Annotated in this window: 23 protein-coding genes; 16 read left to right on the top strand and 7 right to left on the bottom strand. The window is 68.0% G+C overall.

Features of this window, described 5'->3' with window-relative positions; translation table 11 throughout:
* Nucleotides 1–16 precede the first annotated feature (16 nt).
* The gene (locus tag AB4Z46_RS05460; RefSeq protein ID WP_442282454.1) at nucleotides 17–574 is read right to left on the bottom strand and encodes a phasin family protein; all 558 of its coding nucleotides are present in this window, start codon (nucleotides 572–574) and stop codon (nucleotides 17–19) included.
* A gap of 169 nt (nucleotides 575–743) precedes the next feature.
* Between AB4Z46_RS05460 and AB4Z46_RS05455 the strand changes: the two genes are divergently transcribed.
* Nucleotides 744–1682: a histone deacetylase family protein gene (locus AB4Z46_RS05455; RefSeq protein WP_442282453.1), complete on the top strand. Its 939-nt coding sequence runs from the start codon at nucleotides 744–746 to the stop codon at nucleotides 1680–1682.
* A gap of 64 nt (nucleotides 1683–1746) precedes the next feature.
* On the top strand, nucleotides 1747–2181 hold the full coding sequence (locus tag AB4Z46_RS05450; protein WP_442282452.1) for an acyl-CoA thioesterase: 435 nt from the start codon (nucleotides 1747–1749) through the stop codon (nucleotides 2179–2181).
* Nucleotides 2182–2288: 107 nt separating this feature from the next.
* Here the strand turns inward: AB4Z46_RS05450 and AB4Z46_RS05445 are convergent, their stop codons facing one another.
* Entirely contained in the window at nucleotides 2289–2684 is a 396-nt protein-coding gene (locus AB4Z46_RS05445) for a hypothetical protein (protein WP_442282451.1), read from the bottom strand.
* 45 nt (nucleotides 2685–2729) lie between these two features.
* On the bottom strand, nucleotides 2730–2963 hold the full coding sequence (locus tag AB4Z46_RS05440; protein WP_442282450.1) for a CsbD family protein: 234 nt from the start codon (nucleotides 2961–2963) through the stop codon (nucleotides 2730–2732).
* A gap of 180 nt (nucleotides 2964–3143) precedes the next feature.
* On the opposite strand from AB4Z46_RS05440, the gene pncB reads away from it, so the two are divergent.
* From pncB to AB4Z46_RS05400, 8 genes are all read left to right on the top strand, one after another.
* Nucleotides 3144–4361, top strand: coding sequence for a nicotinate phosphoribosyltransferase (gene pncB / locus AB4Z46_RS05435; protein WP_442282449.1), 1218 nt, complete (start codon nucleotides 3144–3146; stop codon nucleotides 4359–4361).
* Nucleotides 4358–5788, top strand: a complete 1431-nt coding sequence (locus AB4Z46_RS05430; RefSeq protein WP_442282448.1) for a sodium:proton antiporter — start codon at nucleotides 4358–4360, stop codon at nucleotides 5786–5788. Before pncB ends, AB4Z46_RS05430 begins: the two co-directional genes overlap by 4 nt.
* A gap of 2 nt (nucleotides 5789–5790) precedes the next feature.
* Nucleotides 5791–6777 (top strand): 2-hydroxyacid dehydrogenase, encoded by a 987-nt coding sequence (locus AB4Z46_RS05425; protein ID WP_442282447.1) that lies wholly within the window; start codon nucleotides 5791–5793, stop codon nucleotides 6775–6777.
* A gap of 8 nt (nucleotides 6778–6785) precedes the next feature.
* A complete protein-coding gene (locus tag AB4Z46_RS05420; protein WP_442282542.1) occupies nucleotides 6786–8132 on the top strand; it encodes a DNA recombination protein RmuC in 1347 nt (448 codons plus the stop codon).
* Nucleotides 8129–9292 carry an MFS transporter gene (locus tag AB4Z46_RS05415; protein ID WP_442282446.1) on the top strand — a complete coding sequence of 388 codons (1164 nt, stop codon included), beginning with the start codon at nucleotides 8129–8131 and terminating at the stop codon, nucleotides 9290–9292. The genes AB4Z46_RS05420 and AB4Z46_RS05415 overlap by 4 nt, the downstream gene beginning before the upstream one ends.
* Before the next feature lie 111 nt (nucleotides 9293–9403).
* A complete protein-coding gene (locus AB4Z46_RS05410; RefSeq protein ID WP_442282445.1) occupies nucleotides 9404–10936 on the top strand; it encodes an MFS transporter in 1533 nt (510 codons plus the stop codon).
* 13 nt (nucleotides 10937–10949) lie between these two features.
* Nucleotides 10950–11474: a hypothetical protein gene (locus AB4Z46_RS05405; protein ID WP_442282444.1), complete on the top strand. Its 525-nt coding sequence runs from the start codon at nucleotides 10950–10952 to the stop codon at nucleotides 11472–11474.
* Between the two features lie 32 nt (nucleotides 11475–11506).
* Nucleotides 11507–12181 carry a TetR/AcrR family transcriptional regulator gene (locus AB4Z46_RS05400; protein ID WP_442282443.1) on the top strand — a complete coding sequence of 225 codons (675 nt, stop codon included), beginning with the start codon at nucleotides 11507–11509 and terminating at the stop codon, nucleotides 12179–12181.
* Here the strand turns inward: AB4Z46_RS05400 and AB4Z46_RS05395 are convergent.
* From AB4Z46_RS05395 to earP, 3 genes are all read right to left on the bottom strand, one after another.
* Nucleotides 12169–13038 carry a TIGR00730 family Rossman fold protein gene (locus AB4Z46_RS05395; RefSeq protein ID WP_442282442.1) on the bottom strand — a complete coding sequence of 290 codons (870 nt, stop codon included), beginning with the start codon at nucleotides 13036–13038 and terminating at the stop codon, nucleotides 12169–12171. The two genes, AB4Z46_RS05400 and AB4Z46_RS05395, sit on opposite strands and share 13 nt — an antisense overlap.
* Nucleotides 13039–13161: 123 nt before the next feature.
* On the bottom strand, nucleotides 13162–13716 hold the full coding sequence (gene efp, locus AB4Z46_RS05390) for an elongation factor P (protein ID WP_028253416.1): 555 nt from the start codon (nucleotides 13714–13716) through the stop codon (nucleotides 13162–13164).
* A 122-nt stretch (nucleotides 13717–13838) separates the two neighbouring features.
* Complete coding sequence (gene earP, locus AB4Z46_RS05385; RefSeq protein ID WP_442282441.1) at nucleotides 13839–14909, bottom strand: elongation factor P maturation arginine rhamnosyltransferase EarP; 1071 nt, start codon at nucleotides 14907–14909, stop codon at nucleotides 13839–13841.
* A 47-nt stretch (nucleotides 14910–14956) separates the two neighbouring features.
* On the opposite strand from earP, the gene AB4Z46_RS05380 reads away from it, so the two are divergent.
* From AB4Z46_RS05380 to AB4Z46_RS05365, 4 genes are read left to right on the top strand one after another with little or no spacing between them, the layout of a single operon-like run.
* Nucleotides 14957–15439, top strand: coding sequence for an OsmC family protein (locus AB4Z46_RS05380; protein ID WP_442282440.1), 483 nt, complete (start codon nucleotides 14957–14959; stop codon nucleotides 15437–15439).
* Between the two features lie 5 nt (nucleotides 15440–15444).
* Nucleotides 15445–17409: an excinuclease ABC subunit UvrC gene (gene uvrC, locus AB4Z46_RS05375; protein ID WP_442282439.1), complete on the top strand. Its 1965-nt coding sequence runs from the start codon at nucleotides 15445–15447 to the stop codon at nucleotides 17407–17409.
* 46 nt (nucleotides 17410–17455) lie between these two features.
* Nucleotides 17456–18022, top strand: coding sequence for a CDP-diacylglycerol--glycerol-3-phosphate 3-phosphatidyltransferase (pgsA, locus tag AB4Z46_RS05370; RefSeq protein WP_442282438.1), 567 nt, complete (start codon nucleotides 17456–17458; stop codon nucleotides 18020–18022).
* Nucleotides 18019–18894 (top strand): DMT family transporter, encoded by an 876-nt coding sequence (locus AB4Z46_RS05365; protein ID WP_442282437.1) that lies wholly within the window; start codon nucleotides 18019–18021, stop codon nucleotides 18892–18894. Before pgsA ends, AB4Z46_RS05365 begins: the two co-directional genes overlap by 4 nt.
* Here AB4Z46_RS05365 and AB4Z46_RS05360 read toward each other — a convergent pair.
* Nucleotides 18884–19819: a LysR family transcriptional regulator gene (locus tag AB4Z46_RS05360; protein ID WP_442282436.1), complete on the bottom strand. Its 936-nt coding sequence runs from the start codon at nucleotides 19817–19819 to the stop codon at nucleotides 18884–18886. The two genes, AB4Z46_RS05365 and AB4Z46_RS05360, sit on opposite strands and share 11 nt — an antisense overlap.
* 75 nt (nucleotides 19820–19894) lie before the next feature.
* On the opposite strand from AB4Z46_RS05360, the gene AB4Z46_RS05355 reads away from it, so the two are divergent.
* Together AB4Z46_RS05355 and AB4Z46_RS05350 are read left to right on the top strand one after the other, a co-directional pair.
* Nucleotides 19895–20785 (top strand): alpha/beta fold hydrolase, encoded by an 891-nt coding sequence (locus AB4Z46_RS05355; protein WP_442282435.1) that lies wholly within the window; start codon nucleotides 19895–19897, stop codon nucleotides 20783–20785.
* A gap of 3 nt (nucleotides 20786–20788) precedes the next feature.
* Nucleotides 20789–21874: a tartrate dehydrogenase gene (locus AB4Z46_RS05350; protein WP_442282434.1), complete on the top strand. Its 1086-nt coding sequence runs from the start codon at nucleotides 20789–20791 to the stop codon at nucleotides 21872–21874.
* The last annotated feature ends 48 nt before the right edge of the window (nucleotides 21875–21922 follow it).

The raw sequence follows: 21922 nt of genomic DNA, 5'->3' as shown, positions 1-21922 counted from the left end.
GCGGGCTTTGAAGAACTTAGCGCTTGCGCGTCGCGGTCTGGGCGGTGCTCTTGGCAGCGTTCACGGCGGTGGTCTGCACGGCCTGGAAGTTTGCTTCGGCGACGTCGGACGCTTGCTTGACAGCCTTTTGCACCGATTCGAAAGCGTTGTTGGCGGCAGCCACGGCGCTCTTCATCACGGCAACGGCGGTTTCCGAACCGGCCGGGGCGTTCTTGGCGGCGCTGTCGACCAGGCCGACGAAGGCTTGCTGAGCTTCAGCGGCCTTGACTTCGAAAGCCTTGGTGAATTCGGCACCGGTGCCTTGGGCGATGTCGTACAGATGACGGCTGTAGGCAGCGGTCTTTTCGGCCAGGGGCTGGAACAGGCTGGCTTGCAGCGACAGCAACTCTTGCGCGTCCTTGACGCTCAGCAGGGCTTGCGTGGTGCCGGCGGCTTCGCTGAGCGCAGCCTTGGAGGCGGTCACGTTCAGTTCGACGAGCTTTTCGACGCCTTCGAAGGCCTTGGTCGTCAGACCGAACAGGGTTTCGAGGCCGGCTTTTTGCGAAGAGATGATTTGGTCGGCGGTGAGGGACATGTGGAAGCTCCAGTGAATATGAAAAGGTCGGTTCTCGCTTGAGCTGCCCCTTCACTCATGTTGCGGTGCAGCATGGCCTCAAGTATAGGCAGCCAGGCATTTCGGACAAGGGGGTTTTTGCTGCGTTGCAGCAATTTAGAACGCGCTTTCTAAATCGTGTCCGCAGACAATGTTGCGCATGCGCGCGTTCAACTCCGGCCAGTTCGTCCTGCCTCTGCCCGCCGGCCATCGCTTCCCGATGGGGCGCTATGCCTTGCTGCGCGAACGGCTCGAGGCTCGGCTGCCCGACATCCGGATGATGGAGGCGCCGCGCGCCAGCGACGGCGAGCTGGCACTGGCCCATACGCCGCAATGGATCGCGGCCATCAGCAATGGCAGCGTCGCCCCCGAGGCGATGCGCGAGATCGGCTTTCCGTGGAGCGAGGCGATGGTCGAGCGCTCGCGCCGGTCGGCTGGCGCGACCATTGCCGCCTGCCGCACCGCGCTGGGGGAGGGCGTCTCGGCCAACATGGCCGGCGGCACCCATCACGCGAGCGCCGGCAAGGGCGGCGGCTTCTGCGTCTTCAACGATGCCGCGGTGGCCGCGCGGCTGATGCAGGCCGAGCACGGGCGGCGCGGGCGCCTGCCGCTCGGGGTGGCGGTGATCGACCTCGACGTGCACCAGGGCAATGGCACGGCCAGCATCTTTCGCGACGACCCCAGCGTCTTCACGCTCTCGCTGCACGGCGCGAAGAACTTTCCGTTCCGCAAGGAAGCGAGCGATCTGGACGTGGAGCTGCCCGACGGTTGCGGCGACGCCGATTACCTGGCCGCGCTGGAGCAGGCGCTCGACGAGCTGGAGCGGCGCTTCACGCCCGGCCTGGTGATCTATCTGGCGGGCGCAGACCCCTTCGAGCGCGATCGGCTGGGCCGCCTCAAGCTGAGCTTCGACGGCCTGGAGGCGCGCGACCGGCGGGTCTTCGATTTCGCCTGGCAGCGCCGCATTCCGCTGGCCTTCGCCATGGCGGGCGGCTACGCCAGCGACATTTCGGAGACGGTTCAGGTTCAGCTGGGCACCTTCCGGGTGGCGCTCGAATACTGGCGGCGCTGGCAAAATGCCGCGCCATGAGCGCCGCGCCGGGCCGCTCCCAAGCCAGCTCGCACCGCCGTGCGCAGCACGGAGGTTTTTTCTGATGAGCGTTCGACCGTCCCCCGATTCCCGCAGCAGCTACCGCAGCTTTCGCAGCATCCCGACGCGCTGGGCCGACAACGACATGTACGGCCATGTCAACAACGTCGTCTACTACGCCTGGTTCGACACCGCGGTCAATTCCCTGCTGATCGAGCGCGGGGCGCTGGACATCCACCAGGGCACGACGGTCGGCTTCGTGGTGGAGACGCAGTGCAACTATTTCGCGCCGCTGGCCTTCCCGCAAACGGTGGAGGCGGGCATCCGGGTGGCGCACGCCGGCAGTTCGAGCGTGCGCTACGAGATCGCGCTATTCGCCGAAGGTGCGGATACGGCCGCTGCGCAGGGCCATTTCGTTCACGTCTACGTCGACCGCACGACCCAGCGCCCGGTCAAGCTGCCGCCCGCCTTGCAAGCCGTGATCGACGACCTGAAATGAAGACACCCCCATCCAGGGCCCTCGCGGAACCGGCTTTGCCGGGCCGCTGAGGGCGCCCCCGGAAGGGGGTGGGCGGCTACACGAAGTGAGCCAACCTTGGGGGTGAGTCACATTTTTTTGACTGCAGCCATGCCCTTGGCTTCGTCAGCCTTCGCCTGCTTCTCGCAAGCGTCCTTGGCATCGCCCTTCAGGTCGTCGCACTTTTCCTTGGCGACTGCGTAGGCGGCCTTCACCTTCTCTTCCGCCACGTTGCGGGCATGGGCCTTGGTCGGCTTGTATTGCTGCTCGAGCTCGGCCATGGCCACGTTTTCCTTGCCCTTGGCGTCCTTCTCGCAGACGTCCTTGGCGTTGTCCTTCAGCGTGTCGCACTGCGCCTTCGCGACCTTGTAGTCGGCCTCGATCCTTTCCTTGGCGACCTTGTATTCGTCCTGGGTCATGGCGCTGGCCTGGCCGGCGACCAGACAGGCCGAGGCGATGGCGAGCATCAGAAAGTGCTTCTGCATGGGATGTTCTCCAGAGTTATGCAATCGGTGTGAGGGCGATGTCTTTCAGATCCGCTCCATCCAGATCGCCGCGGGGGTGCGGCCATCGCGGTTTTCCCAGTCGGCGACCTGCTTCTCGGCCTCGTCCCGGCTGATGCCATGGCGTTCCTGGATGCGGCCCAGCAATTGGTCGCGCTTGCCGGCGATGACGTCGAAGTCGTCGTCCGTCAGCTTGCCCCATTGCTCCTTGACCTTGCCCTTCAATTGCTTCCAGTTGCCTTCGACGGTGTCCTTGTTCATGACGTATCTCCTTCACTTCAGTTGGGTTGCTCGCCGGCCGGAACGCCCGGCGTGGAGACACTGTCGCGGCAGGGCCTCGCCGGCACGGTAGGACGCCCGGGGAAGGGGTCGTAGGCACTTGCCGACGCGGCCCGTGATAATCGAACGCACACCGAATTCCGGAGACCAGCGCGCCGCACCATGATCATTCACAGCCTGCTCGATACCGACCTCTACAAATTCACGATGATGCAGGTGGTGCTGCACCACTTTCCGGGCGCGCGCGTCGAGTACCGCTTCAAGTGCCGCAACCCCGGCATCGATCTGGCGCGCTTCGCGGGACAGATCCGCGAGGAGGTGCGTCACCTGTGCTCGCTGCAGTTCCGGGAACCCGAACTGAGCTACCTGCGGTCGATGCGCTTCATCAAGAGCGACTTCGTCGACTTCCTCGGGCTGTTCCGCCTCAACGAGAAGTACATCGACATCGTTCCGCAGCCCTCGGGCGAGCTGGAGATCAGCATCAAGGGGCCGTGGCTGCACACCATCCTGTTCGAGATCCCGGTGCTGGCGATCGTCAACGAGGTCTACTTCCGCAACACCCAGCCGCAGCCGGACCTCGCCGAAGGCCGGCGCCGCCTCGAGACCAAGATCGCCCAGTTGCAGGACGACAAGCTCGCCGACCTCAAGATCGCCGACTACGGCACCCGCCGGCGCTTCTCCAAGGACTGGCATGAAGAGGTGCTGCGCACGCTCGCCGGCCGGCTCGGCGCGGTGACCACGCCCGCGCCCCTGCACGCGATGTCGAAGCTGCCGCAGCTCGCCGGCACCAGCAACGTGCTCTACGCGATGAAGCTGGGCCTGATTCCGCTCGGCACCATGGCGCACGAGTACCTGCAGGCCTGCCAGGCGCTGGGTCCGCGGCTGCGCGACAGCCAGATCTTCGGCTTCGAGTCCTGGGCCCGGGAGTACCGCGGCGACCTCGGCATCGCGCTGTCCGACGTCTATGGAATGACCGCCTTCCTGCGCGACTTCGACCTCTATTTCTGCAAGCTCTTCGACGGCGCGCGCCACGACAGCGGCGATCCCTTCCAGTGGGGCGAGCGCATGCTGGCCCACTACATCGCCAATCGGGTCGATCCGCTGACCAAGACGCTGATCTTCAGCGACGGCCTCACCGTGCCCAAGACCATCGAGCTCTACCAGCAATTCCGCGGCCGCTGCCAGCTGGCCTTCGGCATCGGCACCAACCTGACCAACGACCTGGGCTACGAGCCGCTGCAGATCGTCATCAAGATGATCCACTGCAACGACCAGCCGGTGGCCAAGCTCTCGGACACACCGTCCAAGAACATGTGCGAGGACGAGCGCTACCTGGCCTATCTGCGCCAGGTCTTCGAGATTGCGCAGCCCGTCGCATGAGGGCCGTCCGATTTTCCGGCCGTTGGCTGCGCCTGCTGGCGGCCGGCTCGCTGACGATGGCCTTCCCGGCGCTGGCCGCCGCTGCCGATTTCGATGGCGGCAGCCTGTCGCCGTTGTGGGGCGTGCCCTTCGCCGGCATCCTGCTGTCGATCGCGCTGCTGCCGCTGCTGGCGCCCGCGTTCTGGCATCACCACTACGGCAAGGTGTCGGCGGCCTGGTCGCTGGCCTTCCTGCTGCCGTTCGCTGCGATCTACGGCGTCTCGCTCGCGGGCGCCCAGCTCATCCATGCGCTGCTGGCCGAGTACATCCCGTTCATCATCCTGCTCGCGGCCCTGTACGCGGTGGCCGGCGGCATCCACATCCGCGGCAACCTGCGCGGCTCGGCCGGCCTGAACACCTCGATCCTCGCGATCGGGGCGGTGCTCGCGAGCCTGATGGGCACCACCGGCGCCTCGATGCTGCTGATCCGGCCGCTGATCCGCGCCAACGACAACCGCAAGCACAAGGTGCACGTGGTGGTCTTCTTCATCTTCATCGTGTCGAACGTCGGCGGCTCGCTGACGCCGCTGGGCGACCCGCCGCTGTTCCTCGGCTTCCTGAAGGGCGTCGACTTCTTCTGGACCGCGAAGAACATCCTGCCCGACACGCTGTTCGTGGTCGGCGCGCTGCTGGCGCTGTTCTACGCGCTCGACCGCTGGTACTTCCGGCATGAAGGCGTCACGCCCTTCGACCCGACGCCCGACACCCGCAGCATCGGCTTCGACGGGGCGGTCAACTTCTGGATGCTGGGCGGCGTGCTCTTCCTGGTGCTGCTCAGCGGGGTCTGGAAATCGCCCGTGAGCGTCGACATCCATGGCACCGTGGTCGGGCTGCCGGGCATCGTGCGCGACGTCGGCCTGGTCGCGATCACGCTGCTGTCGCTCAAGCTCACCGCGCCCAAGGTGCATGCCGACAACCAGTTCGGCTGGGGCCCGATGGCCGAGGTGGCCAAGCTGTTCGCGGGCATCTTCCTGACCATCGTGCCGGTGATCGCGATGCTCAAGGCCGGCCTCGACGGCCCTTTCGGCGCCATCGTCTCGGCCGTGACCCGGCCCGACGGCCAGCCCGACCCGGCGATGTACTTCTGGGCCACCGGCATCCTGAGCTCCTTCCTCGACAATGCGCCGACCTACCTGGTGTTCTTCAACACCGCCGGCGGCGATCCGCAGGCGCTGATGACCACCTACGCGACGACGCTGGCGGCGATTTCCGCCGGCGCCGTGTTCATGGGTGCCAACACCTACATCGGCAACGCGCCCAACCTGATGGTCAAGGCCATCGCAGAGAGCCGCGGCGTGCGCATGCCGAGCTTCTTCGGCTACATGCTCTGGTCGGGTGCGATCCTGATTCCGCTGTTCGTCCTCACCACCCTCATCTTCTTCCGTTGACCATGACCAAAGCCAAAGTCCTCGTCGCCCGTTCGATCTTCCCCGAGACCATCGCCCGGCTCCAGGCCCATTTCGAGGTCGAGTCCAACCCCGACGATGAAGACTGGAGCCCGGCCCAGCTGATCGGCAAGCTGCAGGGCAAGCAGGGCGCGTTCACCACGGGCAGCGAGCGCATCGACGCCGAACTGCTGGCCGCCTGCCCCGAGCTGAAGATCTGCGCCAACATGGCGGTCGGCTACAACAACTTCGACCTCGATGCCATGACCGCGCGCGGCGTGCTCGGCACCAACGCGCCGGACGTGCTGACCGAGACCACGGCCGACTTCGGCTTCGCGCTCCTGATGGCGACCGCGCGGCGGATTGCCGAAAGCGAGCATTTCCTGCGCGCCGGCAAGTGGAAGAAATGGAGTTACGACATGTTCTCCGGCTCCGACATCCATGGCTCGACGCTCGGCATCATCGGCATGGGCCGGATCGGGCAGGGCATCGCGCGGCGCGGCGCCCTCGGCTTCGGCATGAAGGTGATCTATCACAACCGCTCGCGTCTCGATGCCGGGCTCGAGGCCGAATGCAAGGCCAGCTACGTGAGCAAGGAAGAGCTCCTCAAGACCGCCGACCATGTCGTGCTCGTGGTGCCCTACACGCCGGCCTCGCACCACACCATCGGCGCCGCCGAGCTGGCGCTCATGAAGCCGACCGCGACGCTGGTCAACATCGCGCGCGGCGGCATCGTCGACGACGCAGCGCTTGCCGCCGCCTTGCGCGCAGGCCGCATCGCCGCCGCCGGTCTCGACGTCTTCGAGGGCGAGCCGAAGGTTCACCCCGACCTGCTCACCGTGCCCAATGTCGTGCTGACGCCCCACATCGCGAGCGCGACCGTGCCGACGCGGCGCGCGATGGCCGACCTGGCGGTCGACAACCTGATCGGCTTCCTGGTCGACGGCAAGCCGGTCACGCCCTTGAATCCTGCCGTGCTTGCGGCCCGTTGATGCCCGTGATCGAGACCTGGATCCTGCTGGCCTTCGCGGCCCTGAATCTCATCCTCGTGCTCTGGCTGCTGCTGCGCTCGGCGCCGGTTCCCGATCCGGCGGCGCTGATCGCCACCCTGGGCGCCGGCAACGAGCGCGTCGAGCGCGAACTGCGCCACGAGATCAACGAGTCCTCGCGCGGCGCGCGCCAGGAAACCGCGCAGGCCTTCGCCACCTTCCAGCGGGCGCTGCTGCACCAGGGCGCGGAGTCCACGCGAACGCAGAACGCGCAGATCGACGCTTTCGCGCAGCAGCTCACGCTGCTCCAGAAGACGCTGGCCGACACCTTGAACACGCAGCTCCAGGGCCTGAGCGAGGCGAATGCGCGCCGGCTCGCTGAAGTGCGCGCGACCATGGAAACCCAGCTCGCGCAGCTGCAGCAGAGCAACACCGCCAAGCTTGACGAGATGCGCAAGACGGTCGACGAGAAGCTGCAGAGCACCCTCGAGGCCAGGCTCGGCGAGAGCTTCAAGCAGGTCGCCGACCGGCTCGAGYAGGTGCACAAGGGACTGGGCGAGATGCAGTCTCTGGCCGTCGGCGTCGGCAGCCTGCAGCGGGTGCTGACCAACGTCAAGACCCGCGGCGTGTTCGGCGAGGTGCAGCTCGAGGCGCTGCTCGAGCAGGTGCTCACCAGCGAGCAGTACGCGCGCCAGGTCGAGACCAAGCCGCGCAGCGGCCAGCGGGTCGATTTCGCGATCCGTTTTCCGGGCCGCGGCGGCGATGGCGCGCCGGTCTGGCTGCCGATCGACGCCAAGTTCCCGCGCGACGACTACGAGCGTCTGCTCGACGCCCACGAGCGCGCCGATGCCCCCGCCGCCGAGCTGGCGGCCAAGGCGCTGGAGGCGCGCATCCGCAGTGAGGCCCGCTCGATCGCCGAGAACTACCTGGCGGCGCCGCACACCACCGATTTCGCGATCCTGTTCCTGCCGGTCGAAAGCCTCTACGCCGAAGTGCTGCGCCGGCCCGGCCTGATGGACGCGATCCAGCGCCAGCACCGCGTGACCCTGGCCGGGCCGACCACGCTGCTGGCGATGCTCAACAGCCTGCACATGGGCTTTCGCACGCTGGCGCTGGAACACCAGGCCTCCGAGGTCTGGAAGGTGCTCGGCGCGGTCAAGACCGAATTCGAGCGCTACGGCGAATGGGTGGCGCGCATCAAGGAGCAGGTGGCCAAGGCCTCCGACACGCTCGACAAGGCCGACACCCGCGCCAAGCAGATGCGGCTGGCGCTGCGCAAGGTCGAGGCGCTGCCCGAGGCGCAGTCGCAGGTGCTGCTGCCACCGACGGCCGACATCGAGGGCGACGACACCCCGTGAAAGGTTCCGAACTGCTGCGCGTCATCGGCGCCCAGGTGTGCCTGCATGCCACGATGGCGGGCATGCGACTCGCGACGCCGCTGCTGGCGCTGCAACAGGGGCACAGCGCGGCCGCGGTCGGCGTGCTGATCGCGCTGTTCGCGCTGACCCAGGTCTTCCTGGCCCTGCCGGCGGGGCGCTTCGCCGACCGGCACGGGTTCAAGCGGCCGCTGTGGCTGTCGGTCCTCGCGGCGTCGGTCGGCGCCGGGCTGGTGGTGGTCTTTCCGGTGTTTCCGGTCATGTGCCTCGCCGCCTTGCTGACCGGCGGCGCCACCGGCGCGACGGTCATCGCGCTGCAGCGCCACGTGGGACGCTCCGCCACTAACGCCACGCAGCTCAAGCGCGTGTTCAGCTGGCTGGCGATCGCGCCCGCGGTGGCCAACTTCGTCGGGCCTTTTCTGGCCGGCATGCTGATCGACCACGCCGGCCGCGCGCCGGCGGACCTGCTGGCCTACCGGGTGTCGTTCGCGGTCATGGCGGCCCTGCCGCTCCTCTGCTGGATGCTCGCGCGCGGCGCGCACGAGCCGCCGCTGACCGCCCCGGTGGCGGGGGCCGTGCAGACCCGCGCGTGGGACCTGCTGCGCGAACCGATGTTCCGTCGCCTGCTGTTCGTCAACTGGCTGCAGTCGTCGAGCTGGGACGTGCATGCCTTCGTGCTGCCGGTGCTGGGCCACGAGCGGGGCATCAGCGCTTCGGTGATCGGCTCCATCCTCGGCGCCTTCGCCATCGCGGCGGCCGCCATCCGCGTCGTGCTGCCCCTGATCGCCTCGCGGGCGTCGGAGCGCAGCGTGATCCTGTGCTCCACGGTGGTCACGGCGCTGGTGTTCGCGGTCTATCCGCTGCTCGACTCGGCCCTGACCATGGGCCTGTGCTCCGTGATCCTCGGCTTCGCGCTCGGAGCGGTGCAGCCGATGGTGATGAGCATGCTGCACCAGATCACGCCGCATGCACGGCATGGCGAGGCGCTGGGCCTGCGGCTGATGACCATCAATGCGTCGAGCGTGGCGATGCCGATGCTGTTCGGCTCGCTCGGCGCGCTGATCGGCATCGCGGGGGTGTTCTGGGTGGTGGGGGGCGTGCTCGCGCTCGGCGCGCGCGCGACCTGGGGCTTGAAGGTCTGACGTGTCCAGCGGACCAATCCATATTGCAAATACGATTGATTCGTATTTGATTGACAATTAACTGACTTCAAGTCAGTATTGGCGCCTTCTTCAACGACCTTGAAGGCGTCCATGGACTCCCCCATTCAGGCCGCGGCCGACCGGCGCCGCCGTCGTCTTGCGCTCGTGGCTGCGGTGTACCTCGGCAGTTTCATCGCCACGCTCGACGTGAGCATCGTCAATGTCGCGCTGCCGACGCTGCAGCGCGCGCTTTCCACCGACCTGGCCGGGTTGCAGTGGGTGATCGACATCTACGCGCTGTGCCTCGCGGCCTTCATGCTGTCGGCGGGGCCATTGGGCGACCGTTACGGTCGCAAGCGTGCCTGGCTGGCCGGCGTGGTCGTGTTCACTGTCGGCTCGGCCCTGTGCGCGATGGCCGGTGGCCTGTCCACCTTGCTTGCGGGGCGGGCCGTGCAGGGGGTGGCCGGGGCGCTGCTGATTCCGGGCGCGCTGTCGCTGCTGGCGCACGCGTTCCCGGAACCTGCCAGCCGGGCCCGGGTGATCGGCGGCTGGTCGTCGTTCACAGCGCTGTCGCTGATCCTCGGACCGATGCTGGGCGGATTGCTGGTGGACCATGCGGGCTGGCAGAGCATCTTCCTCATCAACATCCCCATCGGACTGTTGACCGTGGGCCTGGGGCTCTGGGGCATCCGGGAGACTTCGCATCCGGAGCAGGCGGCGCTCGATCCGATGGGGCAGGTGCTCAGCGTGCTCTGGCTCGGTGCACTGACCTACGGCCTGATTGCCGCCGGCGAACATGGCTGGGGCTCGGGGCGGGCCGGGATCGCGCTGACGGCCGCTGCCGTCGGCCTCGGGCTGTTCCTGAGGGTGGAGGCGCGCGTGGCGCGGCCGCTGCTGCCGCTCGCGCTGTTTCGCGATGCACGCTTCTCGGTCACCAACTTCGCCTCATTCGTGCTCGGTTTCTCGGCGTATGCCAGCCTGTTCTTCTTCTCGCTGTTCCTGCAGCAGGTGCAGGGCGGGTCGGCCAGCGACACCGGCTGGCGGCTGGTGCCGCAGTTCGTCGCGACGGGCCTCGTGGCCTCGCAGTTCGGCCGCCTGGCGCGGCGCTACGACGTGCACACGCTGATGGTCGCGGGCTATGGGCTCATCGGCGCCTCGATGCTGCTGCTGACGCTGTTCTCGGCCGACACGCCCTATGCGCTGCTGGCGCTGCTGTTCGTGTTCCTGGGCGCGGGTTCCGGCCTGGCGGTGCCGGCCACGAGCACGGCCGTGATGGCGTCCGTGCCCGCGGAGCGCTCGGGCATGGCCTCGGCCACCATGAACGCGCTGCGCCAGGCGGGCATGCTGATCGGCATCGCGCTGCTCGGCACGCTGATGAGTTCGCGCGCCACCGTGCTGCTCGCCGACGCGCTCGAACAGGCCGGGCTGCGCGATGCGCATGAGGCTGCCGTGGCGGCGGTGTCGCGGCACGATCTCGCCGCCCTGGCTTCGCTCGATGCCGGCGTGGCACATCGGCTCCTGACCGGTGCGCTCGCCGGCGGCTTCCACGCCGCCATGGCCTGCGCCGGGCTGGCCGGCCTGCTGGCGGCGGGGCTGCTCGCGAGCGTCAGGCCGCGCGCCGCCGCGCTGCCGGTGCGCGCCTGAGGCCGGCCACGCGATGCCCGCCGCACTCGTGCCGATGCGCCTGCGGGCGCGCCGCCATCCGATTTTCACCAGGGAGTCTTCCATGATCCATCACGAACTCGGTCAATGGCCGCTCGTCATCACCGTCACTTCCGGCCTGCAGACGCGGGACGCCCTGCAGGCCTTCACCGAGGACTGGAACGGCTGGCTCGACCGCGGCGAGCCCTTCGCCTGCCTGCGGGTGTTCGCCGACGCCGAGGCGCTGGTGCATCCGGAGGGCAGTGCCCGGAGCGCGAAGCAGTGGCTGCAACAGCGGGGCGGGGACATCCGGCGCCATATGATGGGCATGGCGAGCGTGGTGCCCGTCGACCAGTACGAGAAGATCCGCAAGATGAATGTCGAAAAGCTCTTCGGCGTGCCTGCCGGCACCTTTGCCGAGGTCGACGATGCGCTGACCTGGCTTGGCGAACGCGTGATGGCGCCGCGCGGCCTGCCATTCGATCCTGTGGCCGTGCGCAGGGCCATCCGCTCGGCGCGCAACGCGGCCGCCGGGTCCTGAGCCGGTCCATGGCGAAGCGCGGCACGACCACGATGGCCGCATCCCCCGGTGCGGAGGGCGGCTCCGGGCCGGCCGCGCCGCGCCGCCGCACCAAGGCGCCCGGGACGCGCGCCGCCGCGCTGATGGATGCGGCCGAGCGGCTCTTCATCTCGAAGGGCATCGCCACCACCAGCATCGACGACATCGCGGCCGGCGCACAAGTGGCCAAGGGCACCTTCTACCTGTACTTTTCTTCCAAGGAGGCGTTGCTCGGGGCGTTGCAGCAGCGCTTCGTCGACAGCTTCTGCGCCCGCCTGCAGGAAGCCATGGACCGCCATCGCACCGACAACCACCGCGCGCGTCTCAAGGCCTGGGTGGAGACAGGGCTCGAAACCTATCTGGACAACGTGGCCTTGCACGACGTGGTCTTTCACGAATACCGGCCCGAAGACCGGCGAATGCGCAACGACAACGCGGTCATCACGCAACTCGCCGCCTTGCTGAAGCAGGGCGATGCCGCCGGCATCTGGGAGGTGGAGGCCCCGACCCTCACGGCCGTGATCCTCTTCAACGCGCTGCACGGCGTGGCCGACGATGCCGTCGCGATGGGGCCCGCCGGCGATCCGGTCGCGGACCGCCGCCAACGCGCCCGCGCGCTCACGAGATTCTTCGAGCGGGCGCTTCGCCCCGAAGACGATGCGCCCGGGCCTTCGGGTCAGAGCTTGTAGAAGCGCTTGATGGCGTCCCAGGCGTCGGCGGGTGCGTCGACGTACTCGATCAGCTTCACGTCGTTGGGCGAGATCACGCCTTCCTCGGCGAGAAACTCGAAGTTGATCAGCTGCTTCCAGTAGTCCGAGCCGAACAGCACGATCGGCACCGGCTTGGCCTTGCGGGTCTGCACCAGCGTGATGACCTCGAACAGTTCGTCCAGCGTGCCGAAGCCGCCCGGGAAGGCCACCAGCGCCTTCGCCCGCATCATGAAGTGCATCTTGCGGATCGCGAAGTAGTGGAACTTGAAGCTCAGCGCCGGCGTCACGTAGGGGTTGGCTTCCTCTTCCATCGGCAGCGCGATCGCCAGCCCGACCGAGATCCCGCCGCCCTCGTAGGCGCCGCGGTTGGCCGCCTGCATGATGCCCGGGCCACCGCCGGTGCAGACGAAGAGCTTGTCCTCGGGCTCACGGTCGTTGCTGTACTGCGCCACCAGCTTGCCGAAGGCGCGCGCCTTCTCGTAGTAGTGCGAACTGCGTGCCAGCTTGCGCCAGCGCTCCGCGGCCACGCTGTCGCCGGCGGCCTCGGCCTGTGCGATCAGGGCGCCCGATTCCTCCTCGCTGCGGAAGCGCGCGCTGCCGAAGACCACCACCGTGTTCTCGATGCCGTGGGCGCGCATCTCGATGTCGGGTTTCATGAGTTCGAGCTGCATGCGCAGGCCGCGGGTCTCGCGGCGCAGCAGGAACTCGGGGTCGGCAAAGGCCAGGCGCGAGGGGTCGGTGTGCAGCGGCAACCCCTTGTCCGCATGGGACTGCAGGGTGGCCCAGGCGTCGGCGAGCCGCTTGTCGTGAAGGTCGTGTGTGCTGTTGTTATCCATGGTCGTGCGGGGAAAAGCGGGTTCTGGATTGTGCGCGTTGCAGGTTCCGGGCCTGGCGAGCGCGACACGGGCCGCCATACGAAAAAAGGCTCCCGCGGGAGCCTTTTTCGTGAGTGCCGGTCATCAGACGCGCTTGCGGTATTCGCCGGTGCGGGTGTCGATTTCGATGCGGTCGCCCTGGGCGACGAACAGCGGCACGCCGATCTCGAAGCCGGTGGAAATCTTCGCCGGCTTCATGACCTTGCCCGAGGTGTCGCCCTTGACGGCCGGCTCGGTCCAGGTGATCTCGCGCTCGACGCTGGTCGGCAGTTCGACCGAGATCGCCTTGCCGTCGTAGAACACCACTTCGACCGGCATGCCGTCCTCGAGGTAGTTGAGCGAGTCGCCCATGTTCTCGGCCTCGACTTCGTACTGGTTGTACTCGGTGTCCATGCAGACGTACATCGGGTCGGCGAAGTAGGAGTAGGTGCACTCCTTCTTGTCGAGCACGATCTGGTCGATCTTGTCGTCGGCCTTGAACACGACTTCGGTGTTGAAGTTGGCGATCAGGCTCTTGAGCTTCATGCGCACGGTGGCGGAGTTGCGCCCGCCGCGGCTGTATTCGGTCTTGAGGACGACCATCGGGTCCTTGCCGTGCATGATCACGTTGCCGGCGCGGATTTCTTGAGCGATTTTCATAAACAGGGGTCTCTGGATGTAAGCCGCTCGTTGCACATGCACCGCGGCGGGTTCAGCGGAAGCTGCGACTGACAAAGCCAGCAAGGCTGGCGTGGCGCCGGAATTCCGCAAAGCCCGCAATTTTAGCTTTTTTGGGCGATGAAACGTCGCAAGCGAGTCAAAAGGTCATCCTGTCCGAGCAGGCTAGCGCGCGCCTCCAGGGTGGCCGATGCCCAGGATTCGAGGGTCGCCGGTTCCAGAACGGGCAGTTCGCCGTGGCCGATGCCGCTCCAGAGATGGTGGAAACGGCGCAGCGAAGGGGGCGCCTGCAGCCAGTCCAGGAAGGCGTCGAGCTTGCTGTGGTGGGCATCGTCGTCCTGCGGGTAGATCTGCCACACGAAAGGGGCGCCGGCCCAGAGCGCGCGCACCAGCGAATCCTCGCCGCGGACGAAATTGAGGTCACAGGCCCAGAGCAGGCGGTCGAAGTCCGGCTGCGACAGGGTGGGCAGCCAGGTGATGGAAAGGGCGCCGCGCCGGGCCGGGCCGGGCGGCAACGCAGCGCTGGCGCGCCCGGCGGTCACGAGCAGGTGGGTCGGTTCGGCCGCGTTTTCGAACTGCGCCAGCAGCGCATCGAGCGCCGGCGGCTCGTAGCAGAACAACGAAACCAGCCGCTCGCCTTGCCAGGCGATCCCGTGCCGCTGCAGCCAGGCAGCGCGGTCGAAGCGCTCGCGTTGCGCCGGCAGATCGGGTTCGCGCAGCAGCCCGCCCGTGCGCCCGGTGAAGCCCGGATAGTAGAAATGCTTGGTCAGGCCGGCGCCGGGGTCCCGGAACACGGGCGAGGGGAGGCCGTGCAGCCGCTCGACATAGGGCTCGGCCGAGAGGTATTCCAGGTTGATCCAGCGGCGGCTGGCGCCGTCCTTGCGCCTTTGTTCGGCGAACCGGGCGATGGCCTCGGGTGCCGGATCGCAGCCGAAGGCCTCGACCAGCACGTCGGGCGCCGGGGCCGCGGCCGCCGCCTGGGCGGCATGGGCCGGCGTCCATGGGACCAGCGTGACACCCTCGCAGCCGCCGGGCGCCATCCACGCCAGGGCCGCCGGGTCGTCGATCCACAGCCGCACCGTGTCGCCTTGCCCGGCCAGGGCGGCCGCGAGGCGCCAGCAGACGCCGACGTCGCCGTGGTTGTCGATCACCTTGCAAAAAATTTCCCAGCGCATCGCGGGATACTCTACAGCCCCTCATGAAGACACCGGAGACAGCGCCCATGGCACAACATTCGGCCGACATCCTCTGGCAACGCGGCGGCCAGGACTTCGTCGGCAACCGCTATAGCCGCCGCCACACGATCCGCTTCGACGGCGGCGCCGAGTGGGTCGGCTCCTCCTCGCCGCACGTGGTGCCGGTGCCGCTTTCGGACCCCGCCGGGGTCGATCCCGAGGAGGCTTTCGTCGCCTCGCTGTCGAGCTGCCACATGCTGTGGTTTCTCTCGATCGCGGCCTCCCGCGGCTTCTGCGTCGAGCGCTATGCCGACAGCGCCAGCGGCCGGATGGGCCACACGGCCGACGGCAAGATCGCGATGACCGTCGTCACCCTGCATCCGGAGGTGCAGTTCTCGGGCGACTCCCTGCCGTCGCGGGAGCAGCACGAGGCGATGCATCACTCGGCGCACGACCAATGCTTCATCGCCAACTCGGTCAAGACCGATGTCCGCTGCGAGCCGGTGCTGGTGGCCGCCGCGCCACAATAGGGGCGATGTCAGAGACTCGACCCGCGCATTCCGACCAACTGCTCAGCGAAGTGGCGGCACTGCCGCAATTGCCCGGCGTCTACCGCTATTTCGACGCCGCGGGCGCGGTGCTCTACGTGGGCAAGGCGCGCAATCTCAAGAAGCGGGTGGCGAACTACTTCCAGAAGAGCCACGGCGGGACGCGGATCGGCCACATGATCTCGAAGATCGTCCGCATGGAGACCACCGTGGTGCGCTCCGAGGCCGAGGCGCTGCTGCTCGAGAACAACCTGATCAAGTCGCTCAAGCCGCGCTACAACATCCTTTTCCGGGACGACAAGAGCTACCCGTACCTGAAGATCGCCTCGCACGCCTTCCCGCGCCTGGCCTACTACCGCGGCGCTGTCGACCGCAAGCACCGCTACTTCGGCCCCTACCCGAGCGCCTGGGCCGTGAAGGAATCGATCCAGCTGCTGCAGAAGGTCTTCAAGCTGCGGACCTGCGAGGACACGGTCTATGCCAACCGCACCCGACCCTGCCTGCTCTACCAGATCAAGCGCTGCACCGCGCCCTGCGTGGGCCACATCGGGCCCGAGGCCTACGCCCAGGACGTGGCCAATGCCGAAGCCTTCCTGATGGGCGACACGCAGGCCGTGCTGACCCAGCTCGAGGCGCGCATGATGGCCCATGCCGAGAAGCTCGAATTCGAGCAGGCCGCCGAACTGCGCAACCAGATGTCGGCGCTGTCGCGGGTGCTGCACCAGCAGTCGATCGAGATCGCCTCGGACAAGGACGTCGACATCCTGGCGGTCAAGGTGCAGGGCGGCAAGGCCTGCGTGAACCTCGCGATGGTGCGCGGCGGCCGGCACCTGGGGGATCGGGCCTACTTCCCGGTGCATGTGGAGGACGCGGCGCAGATGCAGCACGCCGAAGCCGAGGGCGAGGACGGCCCGCCGCCGGCCGATGCGGTGGAAGTGCAGGTGCTCGAAGCCTTCATCGCCCAGCACTACATCGACGTGCCGGTGCCGGCCACGCTGGTGCTCAGTGAGCTCGTGGACCGCGAACTGATCGAGGCCGTGTCGCAGCAGTCCGGCACGCGCATCACGGCCGTGTTCCACCCGCGCGAGCAGCGCCGTTTGTGGCTCGAGATGGCGTGCAAGAACGCCGGGCTGCAGCTCGCCCGCCTGCTCGCGGAAGAGGGTTCGCAGCAGGCGCGCACGCGGGCGCTGGTGGATGCGCTCGAGCTGGCCCCCGACGACCTCGACAACTTCCGCGTCGAGTGCTTCGATATCTCGCACACGGCGGGCGAGGCGACCCAGGCCTCGTGCGTGGTGTTCGAGCATCACGCGATGCAGAACCGCGAGTACCGGCGCTACAACATCGAGGGCATCACGCCGGGCGACGACTATGCGGCCATGCGCCAGGTGCTGCACCGCCGCTACGGCAAGCTGGCCGAGGCGATGGCGGCCGAGACCGATTCGCCGACGGCCGGCGATGCGGACGGCGCGGGCTCCGACCCCAAGCCGGGCACCCGCTCGGCGCGCATGCCCGAACTGGTGCTGGTCGATGGCGGCAAGGGCCAGGTGTCGATGGCGCGCGAGGTGTTCGGCGAACTGGGCTTGCCGCTGTCGCTCATCGTCGGGGTCGAGAAGGGCGAGGGCCGCAAGGTCGGCCTCGAGGAGCTGGTGTTCGCCGACGGCCGCGAGAAGGTCTACCTCGGCCGCGACTCGGCGGCCCTGATGCTGGTGGCGCAGATTCGCGACGAGGCCCACCGATTCGCGATCACCGGCATGCGCGCCAAGCGGGCCAAGGTGCGGGTCGGCGGCAGCCAGCTCGAGGACATCCCGGGCATCGGCCCCAAGCGGCGCGCACGCCTGCTGCAGCGCTTCGGCGGCATTCGCGGCGTGGCGGCGGCGAGCGTGGAGGACATCGCGTCGGTCGATGGCATCGCCTTCGACCTGGCCGAAGAAATCTATCGGGCGCTGCACTAGACGCTGCTTCCCGGCAGCGTCGTCGTGCCATGACACAATCGCCGCCATGTTCTGGACCCTGCCAACGATCATGACCTGGACGCGCATCGTCGCGATCCCGTTGATCGTGGGCGTGTTCTACCTGCCGTTGGCCGAACCGATGCGCAATCTGATCGCCACGGTGATGTTCATCGTCTTCGCGGCGACCGACTGGCTCGACGGCTTCCTGGCGCGCCGCCTGAAGCAGACCTCGGCCTTCGGCGCCTTCCTCGACCCGGTGGCCGACAAGTTCCTGGTCTGCGCCTCGCTGCTCGTGCTGGTCCACCTGAACCGCGCCGACGTCTTCGTGGCGCTGATCATCATCGGCCGCGAGATCGCGATCTCCGCGCTGCGCGAATGGATGGCGCAGATCGGTGCCAGCAAGAGCGTCGCGGTCCACATGGTCGGCAAGGTCAAGACCGTGGTGCAGATGGTGGCGATCCCGTTCCTGCTCTTCGATGGCCTCCTGTTCGGCGCGATCGACACCGGCACCTGGGGCCAGTGGCTGATCTGGCTCTCGGCCGTGCTCACGGTCTGGTCGATGGTCTATTACCTGCAAAAGGCGATTCCCGAGATCCGGGCCCGCGCCAAATGACCGGCGCGGCCCGGTCGGCGGGCTGGCTTCGGGCGATGCCGGCGGTCTTCGTGCTCATCTGGAGCACCGGCTTCATCGTGGCGCGCTACGGCATGCCCTACGCCCCGCCGCTCAAATTCCTCGCGGTGCGATTTGCGCTCTCGATGGTCTGCTTCCTGGTCTGGGTCCGGTGGGCGCGTGTCGCCTGGCCGCGCGATCGCGCACAGTGGGCGCACCTGGCCGTGACCGGCGTGCTGATGCAGGCCGGCTATCTCGGTGGCGTGTGGGCGGCCGTGCGTGCCGGCATGGGTTCGGGGCTGGCCGCGCTGCTGGTCAGCATCCAGCCCGTGCTCACGGCGATCTGGCTGTCGATGCGCGGGGGCGCCGTCTCGCGCTCGCAGTGGGCCGGCCTCTTCCTCGGTTTCGCCGGGTTGGTGATGGTGGTCTCGCGCAAGCTGGGGCAGGGCGGAGAGGTCAATGCGCTGACCATGGCGCTGGCGCTCACGGCGCTGTTCTCGATCACCGCCGGCACCCTGTACCAGAAGCGCTTTCTCGCGCCCTGCGATGTCCGCAGCGCGAGCGCGATCCAGCTCGGCGCCGCCCTGCTCGCAACCTTGCCCCTGGCCGCGCTGGAGGCCGACCCGATCCAATGGAACCTGGCCTCCGGAGGCGCGATGGCCTGGTCGGTCCTGGCCCTGTCGCTGGGCGGCAGCTCGCTGCTCTACCTGCTGATCCAGCGCGGCACTGCCACCGCGGTCACCAGCCTTCTGTACCTGGTGCCTCCGTGCACCGCCGTGATGGCCTGGCTGCTGTTCTCGGAGCCGATCACGGCCTTGACGCTGGCGGGCATCGCGATCACCGCGGTCGGCGTCAGCCTGGTCGTCAGGAGCTAGCCTCTTTCCAGGGTTCGCCCCTGAAGCGCTCGACCAGGAAGTCGATCAGGAGCCGGACGCGGCGCGGTGTCTTCGGACGCCAGGGTGCGACCCACTGGATGTCCGCATCCGGCATCGCGAACTGCGGCAGCACGCGCACCAGTTCGCCCGTGGCGAGCTGCGGTGCGATGTCCCAGAGGCTGCGCAGCATGATGCCGCGACCGGCCAGGCACCAGTCGCGCACCATCTCGCCCGAGTTGCTTGCGAGCGGGCCGCGCACCCGCACCCGTGCCGTGGCGCCGTCTCTGGCGTGACGCAGCGTCCAGAGCGCGAACTCGCGCTCGTTGCCGTCGCTGTTCTCGCGCGCCACCAGGCAGTCGTGCAGTGCCAGCGCGGCGACATCCGCCGGTGTGCCGCGGCGCGCGAGGTAGTCCGCGCTCGCCGCCAGTACGCGCTGGTTTCGGGCGATGCGCCGCGTGACCCAGTCGCCGGCGCGGCGGTGCTGCGGGGCCCACAGCCAGACCGCGCCGTCATAGCCCTCGGCACCCAGGTCCGGCAGATTTTCGGCCAGCGTCAGCTGGATCTCCAGCCCGGGGTGCTGTTGGTTGAAGTGCGCCAGCGCCGGGCCGAGCCAGAGCCGGCCGAAGCCGAAGGTGCCGACCAGCCGCACCGTGCCCGCCAGTTCGCGCTGCCGCTCGCCGAGCTCGCTCTCGAGGGCGGCGAAGCCTTCGAGCAGGCCCTTGGCGTGCTGGCACACGGCCTCGCCTTCCGCGGTGACGCTGAGCCGGCGCGTGGTGCGCTCGAACAGCCGCTGGCCCAGTCGCGCCTCCAGCGTGCCGAGCCGCTTGGTCACGACCGAGGGCACCACGTCCAGCGCCTGCGCGGCGCCGGCCAGGCTGCCGCGGCTGCGGATCGCCAGCACGAGCTCCAGGTCACTGCGTTCCATTCCTGCCATTCTGGAAATTATCAATTGGCCGATTGTTGCTTGCTGCTGCATGCCGCGCAACGCACAATCGCTCGCATGTTCGATGCCTTCTCCCCCTTCGACCTGTCGCGCGACGGCGTGCGCCTGCACGGCCGCATCGGCGGCAGCGGGGCGCCCCTGCTGCTGCTGCACGGCCATCCGCAGACCCATGCGAACTGGCACCGTGTGGCGCCTCGGCTGGCCGAACAATTCACGGTCGTCCTGCTCGACCTGCGAGGCTACGGCGATTCGGGCCGGCCGCCGGCCGACGAGCACCACCGGACCTACAGCAAGCGCGAGATGGCGCTCGATGCGCTCCATGCGATGCAACTGCACGGCTTCACGCGCTTCGGCGTGCTGGCGCACGACCGTGGCGCGCGGGTCGCCCATCGGCTCGCAGCCGATCACCCGGAGGCGGTCGAGCGGTTGATGCTGCTCGACATCGCGCCCACGCTCGCGATGTACGAGCACACCTCCGAAGCCTTTGCGCGGGCCTACTGGCACTGGTTCTTCCTGATTCAGCCGCCGCCGCTGCCCGAAGCGCTGATCGACAGCGATCCCGTGCGCTACATCCGCAGCGTCATGGGCGGCCGCCACGCGGGCCTGGCGCCTTTCGCCCCCGAGGCGCTGGCCGAGTACGAGCGCTGCGCCGCGATCCCCGGTTCGGCGCAAGCCATTTGCGAGGACTACCGCGCCTCGGCCGCGATCGACCTCGACCACGACCGCGCCGACATCGCCGCCGGCCGCAGGCTGGCGCAGCCGCTGCGCGTGCTGTGGGGCGCGCATGGCGCGGTCGGGCGCTCGTTCGACGTGCTCTCGCTATGGCGCGAGCGCGCCGACCGGATGACGGGCGGCGCGCTGCCGTGCGGCCACTACATTCCCGAGGAGGCGCCCGCCGAGTTGCTGGCCGAGGCGCTTTCTTTCTTCAACGCCAACTCCAAGGATTGAGACATGAGCGCCCAACGCATCGCAGTCATCGCCGGCGACGGCATCGGCAAGGAAACCATGCCCGAGGGCCTGCGCGTGCTGGATGCCGCGAGCCGCAAGTTCGGCATCGACCTGAAGTTCGATCACTTCGATTTCTCGAGCTGGGAGTACTTCGAGAAGCACGGCAAGATGCTGCCCGACAACTGGAAGGAGCAGATCGGCGGCCATGACGCGATCTACTTCGGCGCAGTGGGCTGGCCCGAGAAGATCGCCGACCACGTGTCGCTGTGGGGATCGCTGCTGCTGTTCCGGCGCGAGTTCGACCAGTACATCAATCTGCGGCCGGCTCGCCTGATGCCCGGCATCGTGGCGCCGGTGGTGCGGCGCGACGGCACGCCGCGCGAACCGGGCGAGATCGACATGTACATCGTGCGCGAGAACACCGAAGGCGAGTACTCGAGCATCGGCGGGCGCATGTACGAAGGCACGGCGCGCGAGATCGTGATCCAGGAGACCGTGATGTCGCGCGTCGGCGTCGACCGGGTGCTCAAGTTCGCCTTCGAGCTGGCCCAGTCGCGGCCGAAGAAGCATCTCACGAGCGCGACCAAGTCGAACGGCATCTCGATCACCATGCCCTACTGGGACGAACGGGTCGCGGCGATGGCGAAGAGCTATCCGGGCGTGACCCTCGACAAATTCCATATCGACATCCTGACGGCCCACTTCGTGCAGCGGCCCGACTTCTTCGACGTGGTGGTGGCGAGCAACCTGTTCGGCGACATCCTGTCCGATCTGGGCCCGGCCTGCACCGGCACCATCGGCATCGCGCCGAGCGCCAATCTGAACCCCGAGCGCACCACGCCATCGCTGTTCGAGCCGGTGCACGGCTCGGCGCCGGACATCGCGGGCCGGGGCATCGCCAACCCGATCGGGCAGATCTGGTGCGGCGCGATGATGCTGGAGTTCCTCGGCCACAAGGCGGCGCACGACGCCATCCTGGCCACGATCGAGAAGGTGCTGGCACCCGGCAGCGGCGCGCCTCGCACCCCGGACATCGGCGGAACGGCTGGCACTTCGGATCTGGGCAAGGCCATTGCGCAGGCGCTTTGAAAAGCAGTTCGCCAAAACGCCACTAAAATCGCGCTCCTCGCTGTGTTT

It is taken from the genome of Variovorax sp. M-6, from assembly GCF_052114385.1.
In the GTDB taxonomy this organism is placed as follows: domain Bacteria; phylum Pseudomonadota; class Gammaproteobacteria; order Burkholderiales; family Burkholderiaceae_C; genus Variovorax.
The sequence above is the reverse complement of the archived record's forward strand: the minus strand, read 5'-3'. Positions and strand labels throughout refer to the sequence as shown.